The organism is Pseudomonas sp. HMSC057H01 (assembly GCF_001836405.1).
Lineage (GTDB): Bacteria > Pseudomonadota > Gammaproteobacteria > Pseudomonadales > Pseudomonadaceae > Pseudomonas > Pseudomonas aeruginosa.
Genome location: NZ_KV828411.1, coordinates 118,004 through 140,187, shown reverse-complemented (window position 1 = coordinate 140,187; position 22,184 = coordinate 118,004). Strand labels below are relative to the sequence as shown.

General features: G+C 63.7%; 19 protein-coding genes and 2 tRNA genes. 6 read left to right on the top strand and 15 right to left on the bottom strand.

Going from position 1 to position 22,184, the window contains the following annotated elements:
• The first annotated feature begins 82 nt into the window (after positions 1-82).
• The 6 genes from pgi to HMPREF2581_RS05840 all read left to right on the top strand — a co-directional run bounded on the left by pgi (position 83) and on the right by HMPREF2581_RS05840 (position 8,856).
• A complete protein-coding gene (gene pgi, locus HMPREF2581_RS05865; RefSeq protein ID WP_003100194.1) occupies positions 83-1,747 on the top strand; it encodes a glucose-6-phosphate isomerase in 1,665 nt (554 codons plus the stop codon).
• Between the two features lie 193 nt (positions 1,748-1,940).
• Positions 1,941-3,878, top strand: a complete 1,938-nt coding sequence (gene acs / locus HMPREF2581_RS05860) for an acetate--CoA ligase (RefSeq protein WP_003135230.1) — start codon at positions 1,941-1,943, stop codon at positions 3,876-3,878.
• A 96-nt stretch (positions 3,879-3,974) separates the two neighbouring features.
• On the top strand, positions 3,975-4,856 hold the full coding sequence (locus HMPREF2581_RS05855) for an oxygenase MpaB family protein (protein ID WP_003109315.1): 882 nt from the start codon (positions 3,975-3,977) through the stop codon (positions 4,854-4,856).
• Between the two features lie 124 nt (positions 4,857-4,980).
• Positions 4,981-8,247, top strand: a complete 3,267-nt coding sequence (locus tag HMPREF2581_RS05850) for a DUF748 domain-containing protein (protein ID WP_004365379.1) — start codon at positions 4,981-4,983, stop codon at positions 8,245-8,247.
• A 4-nt stretch (positions 8,248-8,251) separates the two neighbouring features.
• The gene (locus tag HMPREF2581_RS05845) at positions 8,252-8,545 is read left to right on the top strand and encodes a DUF2845 domain-containing protein (protein ID WP_003100541.1); all 294 of its coding nucleotides are present in this window, start codon (positions 8,252-8,254) and stop codon (positions 8,543-8,545) included.
• Entirely contained in the window at positions 8,542-8,856 is a 315-nt protein-coding gene (locus tag HMPREF2581_RS05840; RefSeq protein WP_003095173.1) for a DUF2845 domain-containing protein, read from the top strand. The genes HMPREF2581_RS05845 and HMPREF2581_RS05840 overlap by 4 nt, the downstream gene beginning before the upstream one ends.
• Positions 8,857-8,915: 59 nt before the next feature.
• Here HMPREF2581_RS05840 and HMPREF2581_RS05835 read toward each other — a convergent pair whose 3' ends face one another.
• From HMPREF2581_RS05835 to folP, 15 genes are all read right to left on the bottom strand, one after another.
• Complete coding sequence (locus HMPREF2581_RS05835; RefSeq protein WP_003095174.1) at positions 8,916-9,113, bottom strand: CsbD family protein; 198 nt, start codon at positions 9,111-9,113, stop codon at positions 8,916-8,918.
• A 49-nt stretch (positions 9,114-9,162) separates the two neighbouring features.
• Positions 9,163-9,507 (bottom strand): BON domain-containing protein, encoded by a 345-nt coding sequence (locus HMPREF2581_RS05830; RefSeq protein ID WP_003095177.1) that lies wholly within the window; start codon positions 9,505-9,507, stop codon positions 9,163-9,165.
• Positions 9,508-9,779: 272 nt separating this feature from the next.
• A complete protein-coding gene (gene pnp, locus HMPREF2581_RS05825) occupies positions 9,780-11,885 on the bottom strand; it encodes a polyribonucleotide nucleotidyltransferase (protein ID WP_003095181.1) in 2,106 nt (701 codons plus the stop codon).
• A gap of 173 nt (positions 11,886-12,058) precedes the next feature.
• Positions 12,059-12,328 (bottom strand): 30S ribosomal protein S15, encoded by a 270-nt coding sequence (gene rpsO / locus HMPREF2581_RS05820; protein WP_003095184.1) that lies wholly within the window; start codon positions 12,326-12,328, stop codon positions 12,059-12,061.
• Positions 12,329-12,423: 95 nt separating this feature from the next.
• Complete coding sequence (gene truB / locus HMPREF2581_RS05815; protein ID WP_003135237.1) at positions 12,424-13,338, bottom strand: tRNA pseudouridine(55) synthase TruB; 915 nt, start codon at positions 13,336-13,338, stop codon at positions 12,424-12,426.
• 2 nt (positions 13,339-13,340) lie between these two features.
• Complete coding sequence (gene rbfA / locus HMPREF2581_RS05810) at positions 13,341-13,730, bottom strand: 30S ribosome-binding factor RbfA (protein ID WP_003095188.1); 390 nt, start codon at positions 13,728-13,730, stop codon at positions 13,341-13,343.
• A gap of 102 nt (positions 13,731-13,832) precedes the next feature.
• Positions 13,833-16,355, bottom strand: a complete 2,523-nt coding sequence (gene infB, locus HMPREF2581_RS05805; RefSeq protein WP_003100517.1) for a translation initiation factor IF-2 — start codon at positions 16,353-16,355, stop codon at positions 13,833-13,835.
• A gap of 27 nt (positions 16,356-16,382) precedes the next feature.
• Positions 16,383-17,864 (bottom strand): transcription termination factor NusA, encoded by a 1,482-nt coding sequence (gene nusA / locus HMPREF2581_RS05800; protein WP_003095192.1) that lies wholly within the window; start codon positions 17,862-17,864, stop codon positions 16,383-16,385.
• Between the two features lie 44 nt (positions 17,865-17,908).
• The gene (gene rimP / locus HMPREF2581_RS05795; protein WP_003095193.1) at positions 17,909-18,367 is read right to left on the bottom strand and encodes a ribosome maturation factor RimP; all 459 of its coding nucleotides are present in this window, start codon (positions 18,365-18,367) and stop codon (positions 17,909-17,911) included.
• A gap of 126 nt (positions 18,368-18,493) precedes the next feature.
• A tRNA-Met gene (locus tag HMPREF2581_RS05790) sits at positions 18,494-18,570 on the bottom strand.
• A gap of 90 nt (positions 18,571-18,660) precedes the next feature.
• A tRNA-Leu gene (locus HMPREF2581_RS05785) sits at positions 18,661-18,746 on the bottom strand.
• 13 nt (positions 18,747-18,759) lie between these two features.
• Positions 18,760-19,149: a preprotein translocase subunit SecG gene (gene secG / locus HMPREF2581_RS05780; protein WP_004365383.1), complete on the bottom strand. Its 390-nt coding sequence runs from the start codon at positions 19,147-19,149 to the stop codon at positions 18,760-18,762.
• Between the two features lie 2 nt (positions 19,150-19,151).
• The gene (gene tpiA / locus HMPREF2581_RS05775; protein WP_003100513.1) at positions 19,152-19,907 is read right to left on the bottom strand and encodes a triose-phosphate isomerase; all 756 of its coding nucleotides are present in this window, start codon (positions 19,905-19,907) and stop codon (positions 19,152-19,154) included.
• A 65-nt stretch (positions 19,908-19,972) separates the two neighbouring features.
• Positions 19,973-21,310 carry a phosphoglucosamine mutase gene (gene glmM / locus HMPREF2581_RS05770; protein ID WP_003095196.1) on the bottom strand — a complete coding sequence of 446 codons (1,338 nt, stop codon included), beginning with the start codon at positions 21,308-21,310 and terminating at the stop codon, positions 19,973-19,975.
• Positions 21,311-21,326: 16 nt separating this feature from the next.
• A complete protein-coding gene (gene folP, locus HMPREF2581_RS05765) occupies positions 21,327-22,178 on the bottom strand; it encodes a dihydropteroate synthase (protein ID WP_004365384.1) in 852 nt (283 codons plus the stop codon).
• Between the last annotated feature and the right edge of the window lie 6 nt (positions 22,179-22,184).

Genomic DNA, 22,184 nt, shown 5'->3' with positions numbered 1-22,184 from the left:
CCCTCTGGATAAAGCCCGGTTTCATCCGGGCTTTTTCATGTTCAAATAAGTGCGCCATCGAATTCCAACCAGAAGGTCAGCCATGAAGCACCACCTCACTCCGCTGGATGCCACGCAACTCGACAGTTGGCGCGCCCTGGCCGCCCATCGCCAGGAACTGCAGGACTTCAGGATGCGCCAGGCGTTCATCGACGATCCGGAGCGCTTCAAGCGGTTTTCCTTCAGCGCCTGTGGGCTGTTCCTCGACTTCTCGAAGAACCTGATTCGCCAGGACACCATCGACCTGCTGGTGAAGCTGGCCGAGGAGGCACGGCTGAGCGACGCGATCAGGGCGATGTTCGACGGCGAGGCGATCAATGCCTCCGAACGCCGGCCGGTACTGCATACCGCGCTGCGTCGACCGATCGGCGACAAGGTGCTGGTCGATGGCGTCGACGTGATGCCGGAAGTCCACCGCGTCCTGCACCAGATGACCGAGCTGGTGGGCTACGTGCACAACGGCCTGTGGCGCGGCTATACCGAAAAGCCGATCACCGACGTGGTGAACATCGGCATCGGCGGCTCCTTCCTCGGCCCGCAACTGGTATCCGAAGCCTTGCTGCCGTTCGCCCAGAAAGGCGTGCGCTGCCACTACCTGGCGAACATCGACGGTAGCGAGTTCCATGAACTGGCCAGCCGCCTGAACGCCGAGACCACCCTGTTCATCGTTTCCTCCAAGTCCTTCGGGACCCTGGAAACCCTGAAGAACGCCCAGGCCGCACGCGCCTGGTACCTGGCCCAGGGCGGCACCGAGGAAGAGCTCTACCGCCATTTCATCGCCGTCTCCAGCAACAAGGAAGCCGCGATCGCCTTCGGCATCCGCGAGGAAAACATCTTCCCCATGTGGGACTGGGTCGGCGGCCGCTACTCGCTGTGGTCGGCCATCGGCCTGCCGATCGCCATGTCCATCGGCATCTCCAACTTCAAGGAACTGCTGTCCGGCGCCTACAACATGGACCAGCATTTCCAGACCGCGCCGTTCGAACGCAACATCCCGGTGCTGCTCGGCCTGCTCGGCGTCTGGTACGGCGACTTCTGGGGCGCGAACAGCCACGCGATCCTGCCCTACGACTACTATCTGCGGAATATCACCGACCACCTGCAACAACTGGACATGGAATCCAACGGCAAGAGCGTGCGCCAGGACGGCACGCCGGTCACCAGCGGCACCGGGCCGGTGATCTGGGGTGGTGTCGGCTGCAACGGCCAGCACGCCTACCATCAGTTGCTGCACCAGGGCACCCAGTTGATCCCGGCGGACTTCATCGTCCCGGTGAGCAGCTACAACCCGGTGGCCGACCATCACCAGTGGCTGTACGCCAACTGCCTGTCGCAGAGCCAGGCGCTGATGCTCGGCAAGAGCCGCGAGGAGGCCGAGGCCGAACTGCGCGCCAAGGGCCTGCCGGAAGCCGAAGTGCAGCGCCTGGCGCCGCACAAGGTGATCCCGGGCAACCGACCGAGCAACACCCTGGTGGTCGAGCGCATCAGCGCCCGCCGCCTCGGCGCGCTGATCGCCATGTACGAGCACAAGGTCTACGTACAGAGCATCCTCTGGGGCATCAACGCCTTCGACCAATGGGGCGTGGAGCTTGGCAAGGAACTCGGCAAGGGTGTCTATTCGCGCCTGGTCGGCAGCGAGGAAACCCCGGCCGAGGACGCCTCCACCCAAGGCCTGATCGACTTCTTCCGCGGCCGCCATCGCGGCTGATCCGCCCCTCCCCAAAGCCCGGCCCTAGGCCGGGCTTTTTCATTCCGCCCTGCGATTGACCCCGGCGCCTTCCCCGCTCGCGCCTTTGGCACTTGAACATGGCACTCGCCTGGCCCACCCTTGGTCGAACCTGAAGAGGGGCCGCGTGCGGTCTCTCGACACCTTGCGGAGCAGAAAAACAAAGGAAACCGCCATGTTCGAGATCAGCGTCCACCCGGTGCCGGACGCCGTCCGCCAGCGTGCCTACCTGAACGACGACGACTACCAGCGCCTGTACCGCCAATCCGTCGAGAACCCCGACGAGTTCTGGAGCGAGCAGGCCAAGGCCTTCCTCGATTGGTTCAAGCCCTGGCACAGCGTCCACCACGGCGACCTGAGGAAAGGCCAGGCCACCTGGTTCAAGGGCGGCCAGTTGAACGTCGCCTACAACTGCATCGACCGCCACCTGGAACGCCGCGGCGAACAGATCGCGATCGTCTGGGAAGGCGACAACCCCAGCGAATCCGCGCACATCACCTACCGCAAGCTGCACCACAACGTCTGCCGCCTGGCTAACGTGCTGAAGAGCCGCGGCGTGGAAAAGGGCGACCGGGTCTGCATCTACATGCCGATGATTCCCGAGGCCGCCTACGCCATGCTCGCCTGCGCCCGCATCGGGGCGGTGCACTCGGTGGTGTTCGGCGGCTTCTCGCCGGACTCGCTGCGCGACCGCATTCTCGATGCCGACTGCCGCACCGTGATCACCGCCGACGAGGGCGTGCGCGGCGGCAAGTACATCCCGCTGAAGCAGAATGTGGAAAAGGCGCTGAAGGACTGCCCGGACGTCTCCACCGTGGTGGTAGTCGAGCGCACCCAGGGCGACATACCCTGGGTCGAAGGCCGCGACATCTGGTACCACGAGGCGCTCCACGCGGCCTCAGCCGACTGCCCGGCGGAAGCGATGGACGCCGAGGACCCGCTGTTCATCCTCTATACCTCCGGCAGCACCGGCAAGCCGAAGGGCGTATTGCACACCACCGGGGGCTACCTGCTCGGCGCGGCGATGACCCACAAGTACGTGTTCGACTACCACGATGGCGACGTCTACTGGTGCACCGCCGACGTCGGCTGGGTCACCGGACACAGCTATATCGTCTACGGCCCGCTGGCCAACGGCGCCACCACCCTCATGTTCGAGGGCGTGCCCAACTACCCGGACGCCTCGCGCTTCTGGCAGGTGATCGACAAGCACCAGGTGAATATCTTCTACACCGCGCCGACCGCGATCCGCGCGCTGATGCGCGAAGGCGACGCCCCGGTCCGCCAGACCTCGCGCAGCAGCCTGCGCCTGCTCGGCTCGGTGGGCGAGCCGATCAACCCGGAGGCCTGGGAGTGGTACTACCAGGTGGTCGGCGAGAAGCGCTGCCCCATCGTCGATACCTGGTGGCAGACTGAGACCGGCAGCATCCTGATCACCCCGTTGCCCGGCGCCACTGCGCTAAAGCCAGGCTCGGCGACCCGCCCGTTCTTCGGCGTGCAACCCGTGCTGCTCGACGAGAAAGGCAAGGAAATCGACGGCGCGGGCAGCGGCGTACTGGCGATCAAGGCCAGTTGGCCGAGTCAGATCCGCAGCGTCTACGGCGACCACCAGCGGATGATCGACACCTACTTCAAGCCCTACCCCGGGTATTACTTCAGCGGCGACGGCGCGCGCCGCGACGAGGACGGCTACTACTGGATCACCGGCCGGGTCGACGACGTGATCAATGTCTCCGGACACCGGATCGGCACCGCCGAGGTCGAGAGCGCGCTGGTCCTGCACGATGCGGTGGCCGAGGCGGCAGTGGTCGGCTGCCCGCATGACGTGAAGGGCCAGGCCATCTACGCGTTCGTCACCCTGATGGCCGGCAGTCAGCCCAGCGAGGCGCTACAACAGGAATTGCTGGCCCTGGTCGGCAAGGAGATCGGCAGCTTCGCCAAGCCGGATCACCTGCAATGGGCGCCCAGCCTGCCGAAGACCCGCTCCGGCAAGATCATGCGGCGTATCCTGCGCAAGATCGCCTGCAACGAGCTGGACAGTCTCGGCGATACCTCGACCCTGGCCGATCCGGGAGTGGTGCAGGGGTTGATCGACAACCGCCTCAACCGCTGACCCGCGCAACCGTCCCGCGCCCTGCGGCGCGGGACGGTTCCAGTCGCTCCGGCGCCTGGGTTAAGCTCGTGCCTGCCCTGTCGTAGCGAGCCCTCCATGGAAAGCGTCCGTCGCCATATCGAAAGCCAGGTGCTGAGCCTTACCGGGCTCGCCGTCGGCGGTGTCGACTTCGAATCGCCGAAAGGCGATCCGGGCCTGTTCGGCCCCGATGCCGCCTGCTGGAAGGTCCACGGCGACTTCAGCAGCATGATGATCGGCGGCATCGGCGCGCTGCTTCTGCAGATGCTCCATCCGCTGGCCCTGGCGGGGGTGTGGGACCACTCCAATTTCCGCGACGACCTGCTCGGGCGCCTGCGTCGTACCGGCCAGTTCATCTCGGCCACCACCTACGGCCCGCTGGCCGATGCCGAGCGACTGATCGAGCGGGTCCGGCGCATCCACGAAAGCGTCATCGGCCAGTTGCCCGACGGCACGCCCTACTCCGCCAGCGACCCGGACCTGCTGACCTGGGTGCATGTCGCCGAGGTCAGCAGCTTTCTCAAGTCCTACCTGCGCTATCTCAATCCCGACCTGCCGGGCAGCGAGCAGGACCGTTACTACTCGGAAATCGCCCTGGTCGCCGAACGCCTCGGCGCCCGCGCGGTACCGCGCGACCGCGAGCAGATCGCCGCCTACCTGGAGGCGATGCGTCCGCGGCTGCGTTGCGACGAACGCACCCGTGAAGTGGTGCGGATTCTCTTCAACGCGCCGGCGCCCAGCACCCTGGCCAGGCCGTTCGGCGCGCTGATGCTGCGCGCAGGCGCCGAGCTGTTGCCGGAATGGGCCGGATCGATGCTCGACCTCCCGTTCAGTCCGCTGCAACGCCGCCTGATCCGCGGCAGCGTCAGGCGCAGCGTACCCTTGCTGCGCTGGGCGGTGCGCAACGCTTCGATGCATCGAGCCTGCCGGCGCATGGGGCTGCCGCCGGTGAGTCACTGAACTTTCGTGCCGTGACAGCAAGAATACCCGTCCAAAGGCTCTGAAACGGCGCGAATCACGGTCGGAACCTTGAGGCCGTGCCATACTCCAACGCACCGCTTAGAACGGAAAACGAAAGAGAGCCATGCCCAAAGGACTGAAACGCGCTGTCAGCGCCCTGCTGATCACCTTCCTCGTCTATTGCCTGCTGGGCTTCCTGCTCATACCCGGCATCGGGCTGCGCGTCGCCAACCAGCAACTGGCGCAATACGCCACCGTCCCCGCACGTCTCGAACGTATCGAATTCAACCCCTTCAGCCTGGAATTGACCCTCTGGGGTCTGCGCCTGGGCGACGAGAAGAACCCCCAGCTGGCCTTCCGCCGGCTGTACGCCAACCTGCAGCTGGACAGCCTGTGGAAACGCCAGCTGCACCTGGCCGACGTCGAGCTGGAAGGTCCGCATACCGAACTGCTGTTCGACGAGAAGGGCCAGCTCAACCTGGCCAGCCTGTTCAGGATCCCGCCGAGCGAATCGCCCGAGCCGGAACAGCCGAGCGACCCGTTCCCGCTGCGCATCGACCGCATCCAACTGGCCGAGGGCAGCCTGCACTTCCAGGACCTGCGACCGAGCGAGCCGGTGGACTTCAGCTTCGATCCGCTGGGTTTCGAGCTGCACAACCTCAGCACCCTGCCCGACGACGGCGCGAAGATGACCCTGGTCGCCACCGGCCCGAACGGCGGCCGCCTCGACTGGGAAGGCGACCTGACCCTGGTGCCGATCACGTCCAGGGGCCACCTGAGCGTCAAGGATATCCAGCTCAAGGCCTGGTGGCCCTATGTCCGCGACAATGCCCCGCTGGTGCTGGAGAACGGCGTGGTCAGCCTCTCCAGCGACTATCGCCTGGACCTGTCCAAGGACACCCAACTGCTGCTCGACAAAGCCGCGCTGAAACTCGCCGACTTCAGCATCAATTCGCCCCAGGGCAAGCCGCTGGCCAAGCTCGCCAGCCTCGACGTGGCCGCTACCACCCTGGACCTGGCCAAGCAGGAAGTGGTGCTCGGCGAAGTCCGCAGCCAGGGCCTGGAGGCCTGGGCCGCGCGCGAGAAGGACGGCCAGCTAGACTGGCAGAAACTGTTCGCCGACTTCACTCCGCCGCCACGCAAGGCGCCTGCGCCCAAGCCGGCGGAAAACACCGATCCCGCCGCTGCCCCGGCCGACGCGGCGCAGACCACCCGCGAACCGGCAACCGACGGTGCCGCCAAGGCAGCCGCGATAGCCTCGGGCGACGCGGGCAAGGACAGGCCTGCGGAGAAGGACGCCAGCGTCGCCGAGACGGAAAGGGCAACGGACGACAAAGAGTCCGCCAAGGTCGCGGAAGGCACTGCCGACAAGGTAGCCAAGCAAGAGACGAGCAAGGCTCCGAAGACCGGCAAGGCAACCGGGCAGGAAACGGCCAAGACTGCGGAAATCGACAAGGCGGCCAGCGACTCTCCGCAACAGCTCGCCGACACTGCAAAGACGCCTCCGCCGGAAAGTACGAAAGCCGCCGCGGAGACGCCCGCCAAGCCCTGGCACATCGTCCTGCGCGACGCCCAGCTGCGCGGCTACAAGGCGCACCTGGTGGATCGCCAGCCGGCCACCGAGGTCCCGCTGGAAGTCGGCCCGCTGGACCTCGACCTGCAGAACGTCGACAGCCTCGGCAAGACCCCCTTCGACCTCAAGCTCAAGACCGGCCTCGGCAACCGCGGCCAGGTCCAGGCCAGCGGCCAGGTGGTGCTCGACCCGGTCAGCGCCAGGCTCAAGGTCAGTACCCGCGACATCGACCTGCGCGTGGCCCAGGCCTACATCTCGCCGTTCATCCGCCTGGAACTGCGCAGCGGCTTCCTTGGCAGCGAGCTGGCGGTCGACCTGAAGAGCGTCGAGCCGCTGGCCTTCAGCGTCGACGGCAGCGCCGAAGTCAGCCAGTTGCATACCCTGGATACCATCAAGGACCGCGACTTCGTCAAATGGACCAAGCTGACCCTCAACGGCCTCGCCTATCGGCACGAGGACAGCCTGTCGATCCAGAGCGTGTCCTTCGAGGAGCCCTACGCCCGCTTCATCATCAACGAAGATCGCAGCACCAACGTCAGCGAGCTGATCATCCCGCAACCGGCTAGTTCGTCCGGCAAGGCCGCCGCCGAAAGCAAGAACGCGCCGGCGAGCAAGCCGCTGGGCATCCACATCGGCGGCGTACGGATCAACAACGGCTCGGCGAACTTCGCCGACCTGACCCTGATGCCGCCGTTCGGTACCGCCATCCAGCAGCTCAGCGGCGAAGTCGGCACCCTCGACACGCGCAACTCGCAGCCGGCCAAGGTGGACATCAAGGGCAAGGTCGACAAGTACGCACCGGTGACCATCGCCGGCGAACTGGACCCATTCGACCCGCTGAAGAAGCTCGACATCACCACCAGCTTCAAGCGCGTCGAGCTGACCACCCTGACGCCCTATTCCGGCAAGTTCGCCGGCTACCGCATCCGCAAGGGGCGACTCAACCTGGACCTGCACTACCAGATCGAACGCAGCCAACTGAAGGCGGAAAACAAGGTCCTGCTGGAAGGCCTGCAACTCGGCGAGAAGGTCGACAGCCCGGATGCCGTGGACCTGCCGGTGAAGCTGGCGGTAGCCCTGCTCAAGGACACCAAGGGCAACATCGATATCCAGTTGCCGGTGGCCGGCGACCTGAACAACCCGGAGTTCAGCGTCATGCCGATCGTCTGGCAGACCCTGCGCAACCTGGTCCTGCGCGCCGTGCAGGCGCCGTTCAAGTTCATCGCCGGCCTCGCCGCCGGCGGCAACGAGGATCTCGGCACGGTACCCTTCGCCGCGGGCAGCGACGAGCTGACGCCGGAAGCCCAGGCCAACCTCGACAAGCTCGCCGATGCGCTCAAGGAGCGGCCGGCGCTGCGCCTGGAAGTGGAAGGCGTGGCCTCCGCCGCGGCTGACGGTCCCTCGATCGGCGCCAAGCGTCTCGAACTGGAATACCAGAACACCTACTACCGCATGCTCCAGCGTCGCGGCGACAAGGTCCCGAGCGACGCCAAGCAACTCGAGGTACCGGAGAACATGCAGGCACCGCTGCTCGAAGGCATCTACCGGACCCGCCTGAAGCAGCAGCCACCGGCCGAGTGGAAAGAACTGGACAGCGACGAACGCACCGCGAAGATGCGCGAAGCGGTGATCGCTTCCTGGGCCAAGAGCCAAGTGCTGCTGCGCCAGATTGGCCAGGCCCGGGCCACCCGGATCAAGGATTATCTGGTGGAGAAAGGCCAGTTGCCGGACGATCGCATCTACTTGATCGACGTCAGTTTCGCCGAAGGCGAAGACAAGGGTAATGTCGACACCCAATTGCACCTGGATAGCGAGTGATACCTTGCACAAGCGATTCGCCGCCCTCGCGGCCCCCCTGCTCTACCTTGCCTGCGCGAGCGCGCAGGCCGACACCATGCGTTGCGGCAGTGCGCTGGTCAGCGTCGGCGACCGGGCCTTCGAAGTACAGCAAAAGTGCGGCGATCCGGATCACCGCGACGACGTCGGCTATACCCTGGGCAGCTACGATCGGCGGGAATTCAAGGTCGAGGAGTGGGTGTACGGCCCGCGCAACGGCGTGACCTACATCCTGACCTTCGAAGCCAACAAGCTGAAACGCATCGAGTTCAAGCGTTGAATCGCTCGCTTCCGCGTACCGGGCTGGTGGCGTTGCTGTCCCTGCTGCCATTGGCACATGCGCAGGCCGATTCGCTGCGTTGCGGCAGCCGCCTGGTCAGCACCGGCGACAGCAGCGCCGACGTTCTTGCGCGCTGCGGCGAGCCACGCAGCCGCGACAGCCTGGGTTATCGCGAGGTCGTCGGGGAATGGGGCAAGCGCTACGAGGTCGAGGTCCAGGAATGGATCTATGGCCCATGGAACGGCATGCTGTATTTCGTCCGTTTCGAGGGCAACCGCCTCAGCGCCATCCAGAGCCGGCGCGGCGACTGAATCCAGCGCCCATGAAAAAGCCCCGCCGGGCAATCCCGGCGGGGCTTCTTTCTACCTGTTCACAGGCGATCGCTGAAGTCGCGAACTTCCTGTTCAGCCCTTTCCTTGGACCAGCCATAGCGTTCCTGCAGCTTGCCGACCAGGTATTCGGCATGTCCGTCGGCAGCCTGGAGATCGTCGTCGGTCAGATCGCCCCAACGCTCCTTGATCTTGCCGGTGAGTTGCTTCCACTTACCTTTGATCACATCGGAATTCATCGGTCTTCCTCCTGGTGACGAGGGAAAAGGGGTCGTTCGGCCCGGGCGCTTACTCGACCGATTTCAGGCCATCGGCGGAAACGGCTTTCACGCCCTTGATGCCCTTGGCGGTCTCGATCGCCAGGTCACGCTCGGCATCGCTCTTCACGTTGCCGGAAAGGGAAACCACACCTTTGTTGGTCTCGACCTTGATATCGACGCCACTGACATTCTTGTTGGCGATCAGGCTGGATTTCACCTTGCTGGTGATCCAGGTATCGGAAACCGCTTCTTCGGTTTTCTGCATAGTGTCGTTGGCCGCCAGGCTGATGGGCTGGGCAGCGAACGCATTGGCCATCGAGAAGCTCAGAGCAGTGGCAGTAGCAGCGGCAATAGCGAGTTTGCTGAATTTCATTGCGGTTTCTCCTATGGATTTCGAAAAACTGCAGCCATTCCTGGCGTCAGTTGCATAGTAGATATCGCAAGCGCTGTGCCAGTTTTTCTCTAAAATAAAATCCTTTAAAAACAATAAGTTAAAAAATAGGCTGGAAGCGAGACGGTTGCAGAATGCCGAATTGGCGATGACAGGGCTTGCAAAATGCAAGGATTCGCCCCCTTCGCCGAGAAGCGTGTCGCGGAAACGAAAACAGGGCCCGAGGGCCCTGTTTTCATCGATCACGACTCGACTTACACGCCGGAAGCTTCGGCGGCAGCCACGTCCTTGATCGACAGCTTGATGCGGCCACGGTTGTCCACGTCGAGCACCAGGACCTTCACTTCCTGGCCTTCCTGCAGCACGTCGGTGACCTTGTCGATGCGCTTGTCGCTGATCTGCGAGATGTGCACCAGGCCGTCCTTGCCCGGCAGGATGTTGACGAAGGCCCCGAAGTCGACGATGCGCTCCACCTTGCCGACATAGATCTTGCCGATCTCGGCTTCCGCGGTGATCGCCAGGACGCGCAGCTTGGCGGCCTCGGCGGCTTCCTTGGTTTCGCCGTAGATCTTCACGCTGCCATCGTCCTCGATGTCGATCGAGGCTTTGGTCTCTTCGCAGATACCACGGATGGTCGCGCCGCCCTTGCCGATGACGTCGCGGATCTTGTCCGAGTCGATCTTCATCTGCAGCATGGTCGGGGCGTTCTCGGACAGCTCGGCGCGCGGCTTGGCGATGACCTGGTTCATCTGGCCGAGGATGTTCAGGCGAGCTTCCAGGGCCTGGCCCAGGGCGATCTCCATGATCTCTTCGGTGATACCGTTGATCTTGATGTCCATCTGCAGGGCGGTGACGCCCTTGTCGGTACCGGCAACCTTGAAGTCCATGTCGCCCAGGTGGTCTTCATCACCGAGGATGTCGGTCAGGACGGCGAACTTCTCGCCTTCCTTGACCAGGCCCATGGCGATACCGGCGACCGGCGCCTTGACCGGCACACCGGCATCCATCAGCGCCAGGGAGGCGCCGCACACGGAGGCCATCGAGCTGGAACCGTTGGACTCGGTGATCTCGGAAACCACGCGAATGGTGTAGGGGAACTCGTCCTGGGTCGGCAGCATGGCAGCGACGCCACGACGGGCCAGACGGCCATGGCCGATTTCACGACGACCCGGGCTGCCCATGCGGCCGCACTCGCCTACCGAGAAGGGCGGGAAGTTGTAGTGCAGCATGAAGGCGTCCTTGCGCTCGCCTTCCAGGGTATCCAGCAACTGGGCATCGCGCGCGGTGCCGAGGGTCGCGACGACCAGGGCCTGGGTTTCGCCACGGGTGAACAGCGCGGAACCGTGGGTCTTGCCGAGCACGCCGACTTCGATGCGCAGCGGACGCACGGTACGGGTGTCACGACCGTCGATACGCGGCTTGCCGTTGACGATGTTCTCGCGAACGGTGCGGTATTCCAGCAGGCCGAATACGTCCTTGACCTCGGAAGCCGGGAACTTGCCCTCTTCCTCGCCGGCGAACAGGGCCACGGCCTGGTCGCGCAGCTCGCCCAGACGGTTGTAGCGGTCCTGCTTGATGGTGATGGTATAGGCCTGGGAGATCGCTTCGCCCAGCTCTGCCTTGATGGCGTTGACCAGCACGGTGTTTTCCGCCGGGGCTTTCCAGTCCCAGGCCGGCTTGCCAGCTTCGGCGGCCAGCTCCTTGACGGCACGGATCACCGCCTGGAACTCGTCGTGGGCGAACAGCACGGCACCGAGCATCTGGTCTTCGGTCAGTTCGTCGGCCTCGGACTCCACCATCAGCACGGCGTCTTCGGTACCGGCCACGACCATGTCGAGGCTGGAACTCTGCAGTTGCTCGTAGGTGGGGTTGAGGATGTAGCCGATTTCCGGATGGAAACCGACGCGGGCGGCGCCGATCGGGCCGGCGAACGGAATGCCGGAGATCGCCAGGGCGGCGGAGGTACCGATCATCGCGGCGATGTCCGGATCGGACTTCTTGTTGGTGGAAACGACGGTGCAGACGACCTGCACTTCATTCATGAAACCTTCGGGGAACAGCGGACGGATCGGACGGTCGATCAGGCGCGAGGTCAGGGTTTCCTTCTCGGAAGGACGTCCTTCACGCTTGAAGAAACCGCCGGGGATACGGCCTGCGGCGTAGGTCTTTTCCTGGTAGTGCACGGACAGCGGGAAGAAGTCGCGGCCTTCGGCCGGCGACTTGGCGCCGACCACGGTGACCAGCACGCTGACGTCGTCCATGGTGACCAGTACGGCGCCGGTGGCCTGGCGAGCGATACGGCCGGTCTCGAGAGTGACGGTCGACTGACCGAACTGGAATTGCTTGGTTACCGGGTTCACGGTGTCTTTACCTTCTATGTTGCCTTGGGGGAAATCGGTGGAATGCCGGGAGTCGGACCCGAATCGATTCCTAGAAAGCGCGAAGCTGGAAGCCCGACGCCGATACCCGCCTCGTGTGCGGGTATCGACGCCAGACTTCCAGCTCCTTGCTTCAAGCTGCCGACCGGCGTCGCTTAGCGACGCAGACCCAGACGGCCGATCAGGGCAGTGTAGCGAGACACGTCTTTGCCCTTCAGGTAGTCCAGCAGCTTACGGCGCTGGTTAACCATACGGATCAGACCACGGCGGGAATGGTGATCCTTGCCGTTGGCCTTGAAGTGATCCTGCAGCTTGTTGATGTTGGCGGACAGCAGGGCTACCTGCACTTCCGGGGAACCGGTGTCGCCTTCAGCTTGCTTGTATTCGTTAACGATCTGCGCTTTTTCTTCAACGCTCAGTGCCATGATGGGCTTCCTCTGAGTGAACAGGCCGGGAATCGCTTCCCGTGTTTTAAAAGGAGGAATGACCGTGCCTGCTGACAGCCACCCTCGTATCGGTCTTATGACCGAATCAGTCGACGCGGGGCGATACGCCCGTCGTCGGTCACTTCACCGATACCGATGAAACGACCTGTCTGATCCTGCACCCGCAACCAGCCGAACTTCGGCGCTTCCGGGGCCCGCACCGGCTGCCCGTGCAGCCAGTAGTACGCACTGTGCTCGGACAACTGCAACACCGGCCAATGCAACAGGCCGCTGTCTTCCGGCATCAGGAATTGGTCCAGCGCTTCCGGACCACCTTCGGCATGCACGCGTTCGAGCGTCTCGAGGGTGATCGCCTGGGCCAGGGCGAACGGCCCGGCCTGGGTCCGCCGCAGTGCCGCGACGTGCGCGCCGCAGCCCAGGACCTGGCCAAGATCTTCCACCAGCGTACGCACGTAGGTGCCTTTGCTGCAGGAAACGGCCAGGGTCGCACAGGGCGGCTCGAAGGAGAGCAAATCCAGGCGCGTAATAGTAACAGAACGCGCCTCGCGCTCCACTACCTCTCCTGCACGGGCGAGCTTGTACAGCGGCTGTCCGTCTTTCTTCAGCGCCGAGTACATCGGCGGCACCTGCTCTATGTCGCCACGGAAGCGCGGCAGGGCCTGTTCGAGATCGTCCCGACCGACGGTCACGTCCCGCTCGGCGAGCAGTTCGCCCTCGGCGTCGCCGGTGGTGGTGGTGATGCCCATGCGCATCACCGTCTCGTAACCCTTGTCGGCATCGAGAAGATACTGGGAGAACTTGGTCGCCTCGCCGAAGCACAGCGGCAGCACCCCGGTGGCCAGCGGGTCGAGGCTGCCGGTGTGGCCGGCCTTCTCGGCATTGAGCAGCCAGCGGACTTTCTGCAGTGCCTGGTTGGAACTCATGCCGCGAGGCTTGTCGAGCACCAGGATGCCGCTGATGGAGCGGCGGATACGCTTCACCTGGGCCACGCTCAGTCCTCGGTCTCGTCGCCGTGGCGGCGGCCGTCTTCGGCCACCGCACGTTCGATCAGCGCGGACAGCTCGGCGCCGCGGCGGATGCTTTCGTCGTAGTGGAAATGCAGTTGCGGCACGCTGCGCAGCTTCATCGACTTGCCCAGCAACATGCGCAGGTAGCCGGCGGCGTCGTTGAGGATTTCCATGTTCAGGGCGATCTTGCCGGCATCGTCCTGGCCCATGACGGTGATGAACACCTTGGCGTGCGCCACGTCGCGGCTGACCTCGACACCGGTGATGGTGACCAGGCCCAGGCGCGGGTCCTTGATCTCGCGCTGGATCAGTTGAGCCAGTTCGCGTTGCATCTGATCGCCGATACGCTGGGTACGGCTGTAGTCTTTTGCCATTTTTCAACCTGCCTCCAGCGACACCCGGCCACTGGAAAAAAAAGCGACAAACGCCCGGGACAGCTGGAAGCCGGCCCGGGCGCTGTGGTTACGCACTCGCCATCAAAGGCTGCGTGCGACTTCGACCTTCTCGAACACTTCGATCTTGTCGCCGACCTTGACGTCGTTGTAGCTCTTCACGCCGATGCCGCACTCCATGCCGGCACGCACTTCGGCGACGTCGTCCTTGAAGCGACGGAGAGACTCCAGCTCGCCTTCGAAGATGACCACATCGTCCCGCAGCACGCGGATCGGACGGTTACGGTGCACCATGCCCTCGGTGACCATGCAGCCGGCGATCGCGCCGAACTTCGGCGAGCGGAACACGTCGCGCACCTCGGCGATGCCCAGGATGTTCTCCCGCAGATCGCTGCCGAGCATGCCGGTCAGGGCCTTCTTGACGTCCTCGATGATGTCGTAGATCACGTTGTAGTAACGCATATCCAGACCTTCGGCTTCGACGATCTTGCGCGCGCCGGCGTCGGCGCGCACGTTGAAGCCGAACAGCACCGCGTTGGAAGCCAGCGCCAGGTTGGCGTCGGACTCGGTGATGCCACCGACGCCGCCACCGACCACGCGGACCTGCACTTCGTCGTTGCCCAGGCCGCTGAGCGAGCCTTGCAGAGCCTCGAGCGAACCGCGCACATCGGCCTTGAGGACGATGTTCAGGGTCTTCTTCTCTTCCTGGCCCATGTTCTCGAAGATGTTTTCCAGCTTGCCGGCATGGGCACGCGCCAGTTTCACCTCACGGAACTTGCCTTGACGGAACAGGGCGACTTCGCGGGCCTTCTTCTCGTCGGCGACCACGGTCATCTCGTCACCGGCATCCGGCGTACCGTCCAGGCCGAGGATCTCGACCGGGATCGACGGGCCGGCTTCCTTGATCGGCTTGCCGTTCTCGTCGAGCATGGCGCGGACACGACCGTAGTTGATGCCGACCAGCACCATGTCGCCCTGGCGCAGGGTACCGTCCTGGACCAGCACGGTGGCCACCGGGCCGCGTCCCTTGTCCAGGCGCGACTCGACCACCACGCCACGGCCCGGGGCCGACGGAGTGGCTTTCAGTTCGAGCACTTCTGCCTGCAGCAGGACCGCTTCGAGCAGTTCATCGACGCCAGTACCGAGCTTCGCCGAAACCGGGACGAAGGGAGCGTCACCGCCCCACTCTTCCGGGATCACGTCGAGAGCGGCCAGGCCGTTCTTGATGTTGTCCGGGTTGGCCTCGGGCTTGTCGATCTTGTTCACCGCGACCACGATCGGCACGCCCGCCGCTTTCGCGTGCTGCACGGCTTCCTGGGTCTGCGGCATGACGCCGTCGTCGGCCGCGACCACCAGGATCACGATGTCGGTCGCCTGGGCGCCACGGGCACGCATCGCGGTGAACGCGGCGTGGCCGGGGGTATCCAGGAAGGTCACCATGCCACGCTCGGTTTCGACGTGGTAGGCACCGATATGCTGGGTGATGCCACCGGCCTCGCCCGCGGCGACCTTGGCGCGACGGATGTAGTCGAGCAGCGAGGTCTTGCCGTGGTCGACGTGGCCCATGACGGTGACGACCGGCGCGCGGGTGACCGCCTCGCCTTCGAACTTCAGGGACTCGGCCAGTTGTTCTTCCAGCGCGTTCTCGCTGACCAGCTTGACCTTGTGGCCCAGCTCTTCGGCGACCAGTTGGGCGGTCTCCTGGTCCAGGACCTGGTTGATGGTCACCGGGGAGCCCATCTTGAACATGAACTTGACGACTTCGGCACCCTTGACCGACATCTGGGCGGCCAACTCGGCTACGGTGATGGTCTCACCGATGTTCACTTCACGCACGATCGGTCCTGTCGGGTTCTGGAACCCGTGCTGGTTGCGCTTCTTCAGCTTCGACTTGCCACCACGACCGCCGCGACGGTAACCATCGCTTTCCTCGTCGGTGCTGCGTGGAGCCACGCGCGGAGCAGGAACCTTTTCCTTCTCCTTGACCGAGGGACGGTGCTGGGTGTGCTTGCGGTCGCGGCGGTCATCGTCCTCGTCACGCTTGGGCGCGCGGCGCGGCTCTTCCTTCTTGCGTTCTTCCACGGCGGCAGGCTTGGCCACCGGTTCGGCAGCCGCGACATCCGCCACCACGGCAGGCTCGGCACCGGCAGTAGCCGCTGCTTCCTGGGCAGCCTTGGCACGCGCAGCTTCCTCGGCCTTGCGCGCTTCCTCTTCGGCACGCTGGCGGGCAGCGGCCTCTTCGGCCTTCAGACGCTCCGCCTCTTCCGCCGCGCGCTGCTCCTCGAGTTCGCGCTGGCGCTCGGCCTCGATCTCGTCGGGGCTGCGCTTGACATAGGTTTTCTTCTTGCGAACTTCGACGCTCACCGTCTTGCTGCCACCCACTTTCAGCGTGGTAGTGGTCTTGCGTTGCAGGGTGATCTTGCGCGGCTCGCTGGCGCGATCGCCATGGCTGCCTTTCAGGTGGGTCAGCAGGGCTTGCTTCTCGCTATCCGTTACAACTTGTTCGGCACTGGTGTGCGGCAGACCTGCGTCACGCATCTGCAGCAGCAGGCGCTCCACCGGTGTGTCGACCACCTGGGCCAGTTCTTTCACCGTGACTTGCGTCATGCACTTCTCTCCTCAGGCCGCGACTGCTTACTCGAACCAATGGGCCCGGGCGGCCATGATCAACTTGCCGGCACGCTCTTCGTCCATGCCGTCGATGTCGAGCAGATCGTCGATCGATTGCTCGGCCAGATCTTCACGGGTGGTTACGCCACGCAGCGCCAGGTCCAGGGCCAGCTCCTTGCTCATGCCATCGAGGCTGAGCAGGTCTTCTGCCGGTTGTGCGTCGGCGAGCTTCTCTTCGGTCGCAATGGCCTTGGTCAGCAGGCGATCCTTGGCACGGGAGCGCAGCTCGTTGACGATGTCTTCGTCGAAGCCATCGATGCTGAGCATCTCTTCCATCGGTACGTAGGCGATTTCCTCAAGAGTCGTGAAGCCCTCTTCCACCAGTACCTGGGCCAGTTCCTCGTCGACATCCAGCTCGTCGACGAAGCGCTGCAGGATATCCCCGGTCTCGGCCTGTTGCTTGGCCTGGATATCCGCCTCGGTCATCACATTCAGGGTCCAGCCGGTCAACTGGCTGGCCAGACGGACGTTCTGGCCACTGCGGCCGATAGCCTGCGCCAGATTGTCCTCGGCGACGGCGATATCCATGGTATGGGTATCCTCGTCGACGATGATCGCCGCCACCTCGGCCGGAGCCATGGCGTTGATCACGAATTGCGCCGGGTTGTCGTCCCACAGGACGATGTCCACCCGCTCTCCACCGATCTCGCCGGATACCGCCTGGACGCGCGAACCGCGCATGCCGATGCAGGCGCCCTGCGGGTCGATGCGCTTGTCCTTGGAACGAACGGCGATCTTGGCGCGCGAGCCCGGGTCACGGGCGGCGGCCATCACGTCGATCAACTGCTCGGCGATTTCCGGTACTTCGATGCGGAACAGCTCGATCAGCATTTCCGGCGCGGTACGCGACAGGACCAGCTGAGGACCGCGGTTCTCGGTACGGATCTCCTTCAGCAGGGCACGCACGCGGGTGCCAACGCGGAAGGTCTCGCGCGGAATGATCTGGTCGCGGGCCAGCAGCGCCTCGGCGTTGTTGCCGAGATCGACGATGACGTTGTCGCGGGTGACCTTCTTCACGGTACCGGAAATGATCTCGCCGACCTTCTCGCGGTAGGCATCGACCACCTGGGCGCGCTCGGCCTCGCGGACCTTCTGCACGATGACCTGCTTGGCAGTCTGCGCAGCGATGCGGCCGAACTCGATGGATTCGATCTTTTCTTCGATGACCTCGCCGACCTTCGCGCCCGGCTTCTGCTCCTGGACGTCCTCGACGGTGATCTCGGTGGCGGGGTCCTGGTAGTCCTCGTCGGCGACGACGTGCCAACGACGGAAAGTCTCGTAGCTGCCGTTATGACGATTGATCTCGACGCGCAGGTCGACCTCGTCCTCGAAACGTTTCTTGGTGGCGGTCGCCAGAGCCAGCTCCAGCGCCTCGAAAATCACGCCGGCCGGTACGCCCTTTTCGTTGGATACCGACTCAACAACCAGCAGTACTTCTTTGCTCATTGTACGCCTCGCCTTTCAATCCATTGGATCCGCGGATTCGCGTCTCAATCAAAACGGGGAATGATGTTGGCCTTGTCGATCGAATCGATCGGCAGCAGGTACTCGTGATCGTCCACCAGGACCACCACATCCTGCTCCTCCACACCACGGAGAATGCCTTGGTAGTTACGCCGCCCCTCATAGGGCGAACGCAGCCTGATCTTCACTTGCTCGCCGGCATGCTTGGCGAACTGTTCGAGGGTGAACAGCGGCCGATCCATGCCCGGAGAGGACACCTCCAGGGTGTACTCGCCGCTGATCGGGTCTTCGACGTCGAGAATACCGCTGACCTGCCGACTGACGGCTTCACAGTCATCGATGAGGATGCCTTCGGGGCGGTCGATATAGACGCGCAACACCGAATGACGACCCTGGGAAATGAACTCGACGCCCCAGCACTCATAGCCGAGCGCCTCGACCACAGGGGCCAGCAAGGCCTGCAACTGTTCTAGCTTGCTCGACACCTGATCGCCTCGCGTATGTCGTAGAAACAAAAAATGGGCGAAACGCCCATCCCTAAATTGCCACTCGGAACCGTGGCATGGACTGTCCAGCTAACAAAAAGCCCCTAAAAAGGGGCCCTGAAAAACTGGTTGCGGGGGCTGGATTTGAACCAACGACCTTCGGGTTATGAGCCCGACGAGCTACCAGACTGCTCCACCCCGCGTCAAAGCTGGTGCAAGATTATACGACCGACACCCTGATGGGTCAACCGAACCTTGCGGAGACAAACCCCGCAGGACGGGGCTTGCTTATATGGTACCGAGGAGGGGACTCGAACCCCTACAGCCTATGGCCACTACCACCTCAAGGTAGCGTGTCTACCAATTCCACCACCTCGGCAGAAACCTTTCTCTTACTTCTGTTCAGGAGCCGCCGGTACATCGCCTGCACTTTCCGCAGGCCTGGACTGCTCCTGAAGAACCGGCACATCGTCAGCGGCCGGTGCTTTCTCTTGCTTCTGCTCCAGAACTGCCGGATCCGGCAGTCCGATGTGTTGCAGAGCATCAGACTTTTCTTTAGCGAAGTACGCTAAGCCAAGGCTGGTCAAGAAAAAAACCGCTGCCAGTATACCAGTAATCCGACTCAAAAAGGTAGCGGAACCTTGGCTTCCGAAAACAGTTGCCGAAGCACCTGCACCGAAAGAAGCCCCTGCATCCGCACCCTTGCCATGCTGAACGAGGATCAGGCCAACAAGACCCAATGCCATCAGCAGATGCACGACAATTACGACCTTTTCCAGCATCTTCAGCTTCCCGCGGCACGACAGATCGCGCCGAACTCATCCGCATTGAGGGAGGCTCCACCTACCAGCCCCCCATCGATATCCGGCATGCCGAACAACTCGGCTGCACTTGCCGCCTTTACACTGCCGCCGTAAAGGAGTCGCACACCTTTTGCGACCTCGGCATTTTCCGCTGCCAGTTGCGCGCGGATCGCCGCGTGCACTTCCTGGGCTTGCGCGGGGGACGCGGTCAACCCGGTCCCGATCGCCCAGACCGGCTCGTAAGCCACGACTGCGCGAGCAAAAGCTCCAACACCCAACTCGTCGATCACGCTTCCCAGCTGCCTTGCGACAACCTCCAGCGTCTTGCCCGCCTCGCGCTCCGCCCGGGTTTCCCCGACACACAGCACCGGCACCAGGCCGCACGACTGAGCCGCGGCAAACTTGCGACTCACAACCTCGTCACTCTCGCCGAGAATCAGGCGACGCTCCGAGTGGCCCACAAGGACCATGCTACAACCGACATCCGCCAACTGACTGGGAGCAGTCTCACCGGTCAGCGCGCCTTGCATCGGCTCGACGGCGCTGTTCTGCGCACCTACATCGATCGCCTTGCCGGCCAGGCCCTGGATGACCTGGCTGATGAACAAGCAAGGCGGCATCACAGCTACATCGACTCCGCTCGGCAACGCCAGCTGACGCAAGCCTTTGATCAACTCGGCCACACTGGAATGCGTACCGTGCATTTTCCAGTTACCGGCCACCAAGGGTCGACGCATGCTGTACCTCGCGGGGCAAAGTGGGCGCAGATGTTACTCAACAGTTTCCAGACTGGCAAGCAAAATCAAGCACATACCTCAGAAACAATTTTTGCCAGCTGTTCGGCGTGGGCACGAACGCTAGCTTCCTCGTCGCCCTCGACCATCACCCGGACCAACGGCTCCGTGCCGGATTTGCGCAGCAGGACACGACCGCGCCCGCCCATTTGCTCGGTGACGCGGACGCTGGCCTCCTTCACCGAGGGGTGCTCGAGCGGATCGTTTTCGCCCTTGAAGCGCACATTGATCAGCACCTGGGGGCACTTGCGAATCCCCTGGCGCGCCTCGGCCAGGGTCTGGCCGCGATGCTTGAGCGCCATCAGCACCTGTAGCGCCGCGATGATGGCATCGCCCGTCGTGGTGTTCTGGCAGCAGACGATATGCCCCGAATTCTCCCCTCCCAGCATCCAGTTCCGAGCCAGCAGTTCGGCCATCACATAGCGATCGCCGACCTTCGCCCGCACGAACGGGATATGCAGTTCCTGCAAAGCCAGCTCCAGGCCGAGGTTGCTCATCAGGGTGCCGACCACACCACCTTGCAGCCGCCCGCTTTCCTGCAGGTCGCGCGCGATGAGGAAAAGCAGTTCGTCGCCATCCACGACCGCACCGGTATGGTCGACCATCATCACCCGGTCGCCGTCGCCGTCGAAGGCGATGCCGAGGTCGGCATGGTGCTCGACCACCGCAGCCTGCAGGCCATCCAGGTGAGTGGAGCCGCACTTGTCGTTGATGTTCAGGCCATTCGGGCTGGCCGCCAGCACCGTCACTTCCGCGCCCAGTTCCCGGAAGACGCTGGGAGCGATCTTGTAGGTAGCGCCGTTGGCGCAGTCGAGCACGACCTTGAGACCGTTGAAGTCGGTGCTGGTCGGCACGCTGCTCTTGCAGAATTCGATGTAGCGCCCCGCCGCGTCATTGATCCGCGAAACCTTGCCGAGACGGGCGGACTCCACCACGGTCATCGGCGCATCGAGCAGTTCCTCGATCATCAGCTCGACGTCGTCCGGCAGCTTGGTCCCCTGCCCGGAGAAGAACTTGATGCCGTTGTCGTCGTGGGGATTGTGCGAAGCGCTGATCACCACCCCGGCCTCGGCGTGGAAAGTCCGCGTCAGGTAGGCGATGCCGGGGGTAGGCATCGGTCCCAGCAACAGGGTATCGGCGCCGGAAGCGGAGAGCCCGGCCTCGAAGGCCGACTCGAACATGTAACCCGAGCTGCGCGTGTCCTTGCCGATCAGGACCCGGCAGTTGCCCTGCCGGCGGAAGGCCATGCCCACCGCCCAGCCCAGCTTGAGAACGAAGTCCGGAGTAATCGGAAACTCGCCAACACGACCACGGATACCGTCAGTCCCGAAGTATTTTCTGCTCATCTTTTGTCTTCCGTGCTCAATCCGCCATTTCAACGGCGGAGATCATTCGCATCACGTCGACGGTCGCCGCCACGTCATGCACTCGAATTATCCGTGCGCCCTTGGCCAGCGCCAGGGCCGCCAGCGCGAGACTGCCGTAGAGGCGTTCGTCCACCTCCCGCCCCAGTACCTTGCCGATCATGCTCTTGCGCGAAACGCCGACCAACAACGGCAGGCCCAGGCCATGGAGCGCCTGCAGATGCCTGAACAGCACCAGGTTGTGCTCCAGTGTCTTGGCAAAACCGAAACCCGGATCCAGTAACAGCCGCTCGCGGTCGATTCCGGCCGCCACGCAGGCATCCACACGCTCCTGCAGGAACGCGCCGACTTCCGCCGCCACATCCTGGTAGGCAGGCGCATCCTGCATGGTCTGCGGTTCTCCGCGCATGTGCATGAGACAGACCGCCAGGCCGCTATCCACCGCAGCATCCAGCGCACCGTCGCGCTGCAGCGAACGGACGTCGTTGATCAGACCCGCTCCGAGACGCGCAGTTTCGCGCATGACCGCAGGCGTGGAGGTATCCACCGAAATCACGACGTCCAGTTCGCGGGCGATGCGTTCGACTACCGGAGCGACCCGCTCCAGCTCCTCCGTCGGAGAAACGCTGCGCGCACCGGGACGGGTCGACTCGCCGCCGACGTCGATGAGCGTTGCGCCTTCCAGCACCATGCGCTCGGCATGCCGCAGGGCATCGTCCAGCCGGTCGTAACGGCCGCCGTCGGAAAAGGAATCGGGGGTGACATTGAGGATGCCCATGACATGTGGGCGGGCCAAATCAAGAACCCGACTGCCGCAAGGCAGTCGGGTCGGGTATTGCGGATTGCTCATTCAGGG